This is a genomic window from Citrobacter sp. (assembly GCF_050252275.1).
Taxonomy (GTDB): domain Bacteria; phylum Pseudomonadota; class Gammaproteobacteria; order Enterobacterales; family Enterobacteriaceae; genus Citrobacter_A; species Citrobacter_A amalonaticus.
Genome location: NZ_JBFWLF010000252.1, coordinates 1 through 6754, shown reverse-complemented (window position 1 = coordinate 6754; position 6754 = coordinate 1). Strand labels below are relative to the sequence as shown.

The following is a 6754-nucleotide window of genomic DNA, read 5'->3' as shown; positions in this document are numbered from 1 at the left end:
ATAACGCGACCTGCGGCAGTTCGTTACCAAAGATTGCCTCAATAGCCAGCAGCGCTTCAACACGGCTTGCGCCTTCCGCACTGTTTTGTACCGCCTGTTGGATCACTGGCAGAAGCGGATCGTTGACTTCAATGGCATTTCCCTGCTCATCCACGCCGCGGACATAGCGCATCCAGCCCGCCACGCCCAGCGCCAGCAAATCAAAACGACTGTTATGTGCCAGATGCCAGCGTACTGAATCGAGCATCCGCTGAGGTAATTTCTGGCTACCGTCCATCGCAATCTGCCAGGTACGGTGACGCAGCGCCGGGTTGCTGTAGCGTTCAATAAGCAGGTCTGCATAGCGAGTGAGATCCACCCCCTGCACTTTCAGCGTGGGCGCCTGCTCGTTGAGCATCAGTGCGCGGGCAGCCACCCGATAATTTTCATCACCCATGCAGTCGTTGATATGCTGATACCCGGCGAGATAGCCCAGATACGCGAGGAATGAGTGGCTGCCGTTGAGCATCCGCAGTTTCATCTCTTCAAACGGGATCACGTCAGAGACCAGTTCTGCCCCGGCTTTTTCCCACTGCGGACGACCGGCAACAAAGTTATCTTCAATCACCCACTGACGGAATGGCTCGCAGGCCACACCGGCCGGATCGCGCACGCCGGTCAGGTTTTCAATTTTATCCAGCGTGTCAGCGGTGACGGCCGGAACAATGCGGTCAACCATCGTCGACGGGAACGTGACGTGTTGTTCGATCCATGCGGCCAGTTCGGCGTCCACGGCACGAGCGTAAGCGGTGACCACGTTACGCATCACGTGACCGTTTTCCGGCATGTTGTCGCAGGACATCACGGTGAAGGCGGCTAAGCCCGCCGCTTTACGGCGCGCCAGCGCTTCAACCACCACACCCGGCGCAGATTTCGGCTGATGTGGGTTTTGCAGATCGGCTGCGATCATCGGGTGATCCAGCATCAGTTGTCCTGTCGCCGGGGAATGGCAATACCCTTTCTCAGTAATCGTCAGTGAAACAATCGCAACCTGTGGTTCACACATCGCCGCCAGCACGCTCTCCAGCCCGTCAACCTGAGCATGCAGCGCCTTTTTCACCACCCCCACGACTCTCGCGGTCCAGGCATCGGCAGACATTTCCGCCACGGTATAGAGATTATCCTGCTGTTTGAGATCGGCGATCTGCTGTTCCCCGCCGATCAGGTTCACTTCGCAATATCCCCAGTCGCTGTTGTGCTCCGCCGCCAGGATATCGGTATAGACGCCCTGGTGCGCACGGTGGAAAGCACCAAAACCAAGATGAACAATACGCGGGAACAGTCGGTTGCGATCGTAGTCAGGAAGCGTCGCTTTTGCCGTTAAGAGCTTGTTTTGCATTGTATGACCTACTTTGAATGAAATCAGGACGGTTCCAGAGTAACGCCTGTATGGTTGTATGTTTTGATTTGAATTAATATTTTGCCAATTGGTATAACATCATTTGAAAGTTATGTGACAGGATGCAATTCCTGATGCTGAGCCTGACGCCCAGGGCAGGCTCCCTGGGCTGAGTGATGGCTGCATCCCTGCAGCCATTAGGTGACAATCCTCTTAATCGTGCTTGCGCCACTCCTGGTATTCACGCTTGAGTCGCTGTGGCGCCGTTTCAGGCATCATGAGCAAGCCGATAACAGAAATGATGCCGAGAACAATCACATAGCTTGCTAACCCGTAGTAATGCCCACCGGTCATCTGCAAAATCTTCACTGCCACCAGCCCCAGCACCCCGCTGCCAATCAGTGAACCCAATTGCCAGATTAAAGCGATGCCGCTGCAGCGAATATGCGTCGGGAACAGCTCCGGGAAGAACGATGCCTGCGGTGCGTAGCACATGCTATGGCCAAAGCTAATGACGATAATCATCACCAGCTGCGTCAACCAGAAATTGTCCTGATTAATGGCCAGGAAGAACGGAATAATCATTATGACCTGAATCAGCGCCCCCATGATATACACCGGCTTACGACCAATTTTGTCGCACAGCGCCCCCATCATGGGTATGGCAAGCACTTCGATCACCACAGCGATAATCATGGTTTCCATTAAGATATTGGCATCCAGATTATTGGCTTTGCCGTACGCCAGGACGATTACCGTGAACATGGCAAACGTACAGGCTTCAATCAGTTTTGCGCAGACGCCTTTTACCACAATGCCAGGAAAATCGCGGATAACTTCAATGAGTGGACGGGACTCTTCTGCTTTCGTCTCACGAATCTGCGCAAAGACAGGAGACTCATCGATTCTCAGGCGAATAAACAGGCCAACGATCACCAGCAGCAGACTAAGCAGGAACGGAATACGCCAGCCGTAATCCATCATAGCTTCAGGAGATAAGGTGGCATTGAGCAGTGCAAACAGTGCCATCGGTAACAAAAAGCCAACCGGCGCACCGATTTGTACCCAACTGGCAAAGAATCCACGCCGTTTAGGTTCGGCATATTCTGCCGTCATCAAGACCGCCCCGGCCTGTTCACCCCCGACACCAAACCCCTGGAGTACGCGAATGAAGATCAACAGAACGGGTGCCCAGACACCGATTTTTTCGTACGTTGGCAATAAGCCAATGCAGAATGTCCCGAGTCCGACAATCAATATCGTGATAACCAGCGCTTTTTTACGCCCCACTTTATCGCCGATATGTCCAAAGACAATGCCGCCCAAAGGCCTTGCCAGGAAGCCCACCGCATAAGTGGCAAATGCGGCCAGCGTACTGATTAACGGATCGTCACTGGGGAAAAACAGGTGACCAAAGAACAGCACTGCCGCAGTGCCATAGGCAAAAAAGTCATAGTATTCAGCAGCCGTACCAATCGCTGAAGCAGAAGCGACGCGACGAACCACGGGTTTGCTATCAACATCATTTTTAATATCAACGGAACTAACCATAAATAATTACCTTCGTTGGTTCAGAGGTGAACAACATCCGTGTCGTATAAATGTTAACTTACCAGTTCCACAAGGTGCCATCTTCAAGCCGGGCAACCGGCAGATAGGCGGGGTCATAGGGATATTTCGCCGCCAGTTTTTCATCGAACTCGATACCCAGTCCCGGCTTCTCGCCCGGATGCATATAGCCGTTGTCAAAGGTCCAGTTGTGCGGGAAGACTTCCAGCATCTGTTCGGAATAGCCCATGTATTCCTGCACGCCAAAGTTCGGTACCCACAGGTCAAAATGCAGCGCAGCAGCCATACAAACCGGAGAAAGATCGGACGGGCCGTGTGAACCGGTACGCACCTGGTAGAGCGAAGCGAAGTCGGCGATGCGACGCATGCCGGTGATCCCGCCCGCATGGGTGATCGTGGTGCGGATATAATCGATGAGCTGTTCTTCAATAAGCTGCTTGCAGTCCCAGATGCTGTTGAAGACTTCACCGACGGCAATCGGGGTCACCGTGTGCTGACGGATCAATCGGAAGCACTCCTGGTTCTCGGCAGGCGTCGGATCTTCCATCCAGAAAAGGCGATAATCTTCAATGCTTTTACCAAAGCGCGCCGCTTCTATGGGCGTCAGGCGGTGGTGCATGTCGTGAAGGAGATGCTCGTTAAAGCCGAACGTATTGCGCACCGCCTCGAACAGTTTCGGCGTGAAATCAAGATACTTTTCCGTCGACCACAGTTGCTCTTCCGGCCACTGTCCTTTGGTGGCGGGCTCATAGGCCTGCCCTTTTCCCTTCGCCATGCCGTAGGTGGTTTTCATACCCGGCACGCCGCACTGAACGCGGATGGCTTTGAAACCCATCTCTTTATGGCGCGCATAGTCTTCCAGCACATCATCCACGGTGTGACCGGTGGTGTGGCAGTAAACCATCACCCCTTCGCGTGATGCGCCGCCAAGCAGTTGATACAGCGGCATGTTGGCGGCTTTCGCTTTGATATCCCACAGCGCCATGTCGACGGCGGAGATAGCAGACATGGTCACCGGGCCACGACGCCAGTACGCGCCTTTATAAAAGAACTGCCAGATATCTTCGATGCGGTGCGCATCCCGACCGATCAACTGTGGGCAAAGATGATCTTTCAGGTAAGACGCGACGGATAACTCACGTCCATTCAGCGTGGCGTCTCCAAGACCGGTGATACCGTCCTCGGTCGTAATCTTCAGTGTGACAAAGTTACGTCCCGGACAGGTGACAAAAACCTCAGCCCCTACAATCTTCATTTTTTCTTCCTGGTTCTGTGTGGTGATGGTGAGAATCTACGCAATACACATACTACCATACAAGTATGAACGGTTTATTTTTCAATCTTGATCACAAAAAATCACAGGTTATAAAAGGAGGCTTTTCAGGGGAAAACGTCTGGCGGATGCCTGCACAGAGAAGCAGAAGACACCTTAATCCATTGAATTTAAATAAGAATAAAGAGGGATTTACGAGAAATGACACATGTCATACGCCAAGAGCATGACACATCTTGCGCAGGGAACGCTTAGCCGCGCCCCCATCCCGCTACAATAATCAGCATTCCGCACAGTGCGATGAGCGCCCCGCTCCAGTCATACAGGCTGAGTTTGACGCCATCGACCACGCGCAGCCAGATCAGTGCGGTACAGACATAAACGCCACCGTACGCGGCATACACCCGACCGCTGGCGGCAGGATGCAGCGTCAGCAGCCAGACGAAAAGCGCCAGCGCAACGCCTGCGGGTAACAACAACCAGACGGTGGCTCCCCGCTTCAGCCAGAGCCAGGGAAGAAAGCAGCCGATAATTTCGCAAAGCGCAGTGGCAAAAAAAAGCAGCGTGGTTTTAAGCATCTGAATCGTTCATTGACCTGGGGTTCAGGCATGATACGCCATAATCCTCCGATCTTATCCATAACCTTGCGGCGGGTATGCCCTGCGCAAGGAATGGTGTAGAATTTGCCTGCAAATGATGCTTTTTGCGTCGCTCATAAAAGGAACTTGCCATGAACATTACGCTTCGCAAACGCCTGTGCCTGACGGCAATGCTGCTGCTGGGTGCTGTCGTCTACACCGCGACCGCGCAGGCTGAGACCAGCCGACTGGTGATTGAATCAGGCGATAGCGCCCTGAGCCGTCAACAGGCGGCCATGCAAAAAGAACAGTGGGATGACACGCGCAGTCTGCGTCAGAAAGTGAACAAACGCGCGGAAAAAGAGTGGGATAAAGCGGATGCCGCCTTTGATAACCGCGACAACTGCGAACAGAGCGCCAACCTGAATGCGTACTGGGAACCGAACACCCTGCGCTGTCTGGATCGTCGCACCGGTCGCGTGATTGCCCCTTGATATAACGCGTTAAAAAGACATTAAGGATTAGGTATGACAAGCGCCCTCAGTGTTAAGCTGCGCCCGCTGGAGCGTGAAGATTTACGTTTTGTCCATCAACTCGACAACAACGCCAGCGTGATGCGCTACTGGTTTGAAGAGCCTTACGAAGCGTTCGTCGAGTTGTCCGATCTCTACGATAAGCACATTCACGATCAAAGCGAACGTCGTTTCGTCGTGGAATGTGATGGCGAAAAAGCGGGCCTGGTCGAACTGGTTGAAATTAACCATGTCCACCGTCGGGCTGAATTTCAGATCATTATTTCCCCGGAATATCAGGGAAAAGGTCTCGCCTCACGGGCCGCTAAACTGGCGATGGACTACGGATTTACCGTACTTAACCTCTATAAGCTGTACCTCATCGTTGATAAAGAGAACGAAAAGGCGATCCACATCTATCGTAAGCTGGGCTTTATGGTCGAAGGCGAGCTGATTCATGAATTCTTTATCAACGGGGAATATCGCAATACGATCCGGATGTGTATCTTCCAGCATCAGTACCTGGCAGAGCATCGCTCGCCGGGATCGACGATGCTAAAACCTACCGCGCAGTAACCGCTGCGCGGTCCTCTCAATAGTAATCGATGGTATTTTTGATCGTGTAGTTGTGCTCGACCGCGGGTTTGACGCTTTCATCGACGATCACCAGCGCACAGTCGGTGGGATTGGCATGACGGTCATAGTCACAGGTCTGTTTAACGTTCCCCAAAGGGTGATCGTTAAGCAGACTCACCGCCGTGTAATCCAGCTTCTTGCGCGGATCGGTCGAGGGTTTCGCGCTGACGGATAACGTCTGGTCCTTGCTGATCGTGGTCTTGCCGAGCGGATACCCTTCCGCATCATAGCGGTACTGGACTTTCATCTCTTTTCCCGTTGCCGCAACCACAAAACCATTATCATCGGTATCCCAGACGACACCCGCTGACGGCAGTTCCGCCAGCTGACATTTCCCCTGCAAACGCACCTTTTTCTCCAGCGTTTCGGCATCGCGATAATAGTTCGCGACCAGCACCAGCGCTACAGCGGTATTGTTTTCGAGATCGTGCAACTCAAGCGAGTCAAAACAACCTTCTTCAGACAACGTACCGTTGACGCGCTTCGTCACTTCTCCCTTCTCATTAAGCAACGTCTGGCTGAAGTCTTTTACCGGCCCGCGTAAGGGATCAAAGTCAAATTCATTAGAAAAACTGGCCATTTCCGGCGTAAAGGAGAGCGGCGTTGCGCTGTTGTCACATCCCACCAGCGCAACACCAAGCGACAAAAAAAATATCTGTTTTTTCACAGGTTCCCCAAGAGAAAAAGATGATCTTCAGTCATAGTAGCAAAGACTGTCGTTTACTGTAAACCAGCGCGAAAGTGGCATAAACAAGGGTAAATCGTGAGCAGAATTCACGGTTTCCTCTCACGTTAATTGATCAATATC

General features: G+C 52.7%; 7 protein-coding genes. 2 read left to right on the top strand and 5 right to left on the bottom strand.

The window, feature by feature from the left end:
• From AB7E14_RS18310 to AB7E14_RS18295, 4 genes are all read right to left on the bottom strand, one after another.
• On the bottom strand, positions 1-1378 hold a 1378-nt coding region (locus tag AB7E14_RS18310), incomplete at its 3' end, for a mannitol dehydrogenase family protein (RefSeq protein WP_428169764.1).
• Positions 1379-1591: 213 nt separating this feature from the next.
• Positions 1592-2929 (bottom strand): MFS transporter, encoded by a 1338-nt coding sequence (locus tag AB7E14_RS18305; protein WP_043000741.1) that lies wholly within the window; start codon positions 2927-2929, stop codon positions 1592-1594.
• A 58-nt stretch (positions 2930-2987) separates the two neighbouring features.
• Complete coding sequence (gene rspA / locus AB7E14_RS18300) at positions 2988-4202, bottom strand: starvation-sensing protein RspA (protein WP_043000742.1); 1215 nt, start codon at positions 4200-4202, stop codon at positions 2988-2990.
• 269 nt (positions 4203-4471) lie between these two features.
• Positions 4472-4798, bottom strand: coding sequence for a YnfA family protein (locus tag AB7E14_RS18295; protein ID WP_043000743.1), 327 nt, complete (start codon positions 4796-4798; stop codon positions 4472-4474).
• 152 nt (positions 4799-4950) lie between these two features.
• Between AB7E14_RS18295 and AB7E14_RS18290 the strand changes: the two genes are divergently transcribed.
• Positions 4951-5292: a DUF1283 family protein gene (locus tag AB7E14_RS18290; protein WP_043000744.1), complete on the top strand. Its 342-nt coding sequence runs from the start codon at positions 4951-4953 to the stop codon at positions 5290-5292.
• Between the two features lie 33 nt (positions 5293-5325).
• Complete coding sequence (gene speG / locus AB7E14_RS18285) at positions 5326-5886, top strand: spermidine N1-acetyltransferase (RefSeq protein ID WP_043000745.1); 561 nt, start codon at positions 5326-5328, stop codon at positions 5884-5886.
• A 16-nt stretch (positions 5887-5902) separates the two neighbouring features.
• On the opposite strand, the gene AB7E14_RS18280 is transcribed toward speG, so the two are convergent.
• Entirely contained in the window at positions 5903-6613 is a 711-nt protein-coding gene (locus AB7E14_RS18280; RefSeq protein ID WP_428169763.1) for a YnfC family lipoprotein, read from the bottom strand.
• Positions 6614-6754: the final 141 nt, after the last annotated feature.

Bases quoted from the DNA above. Each gene is read 5' to 3' on its own strand.
- AB7E14_RS18305 (WP_043000741.1), bottom strand. From the start codon at position 2,929: ATGGTTAGTTCCGTTGATATTAAAAATGATGTTGATAGCAAACCCGTG.
- rspA (WP_043000742.1), bottom strand. From the start codon at position 4,202: ATGAAGATTGTAGGGGCTGAGGTTTTTGTCACCTGTCCGGGACGTAAC.
- AB7E14_RS18295 (WP_043000743.1), bottom strand. From the start codon at position 4,798: ATGCTTAAAACCACGCTGCTTTTTTTTGCCACTGCGCTTTGCGAAATT.
- AB7E14_RS18290 (WP_043000744.1), top strand. From the start codon at position 4,951: ATGAACATTACGCTTCGCAAACGCCTGTGCCTGACGGCAATGCTGCTG.
- speG (WP_043000745.1), top strand. From the start codon at position 5,326: ATGACAAGCGCCCTCAGTGTTAAGCTGCGCCCGCTGGAGCGTGAAGAT.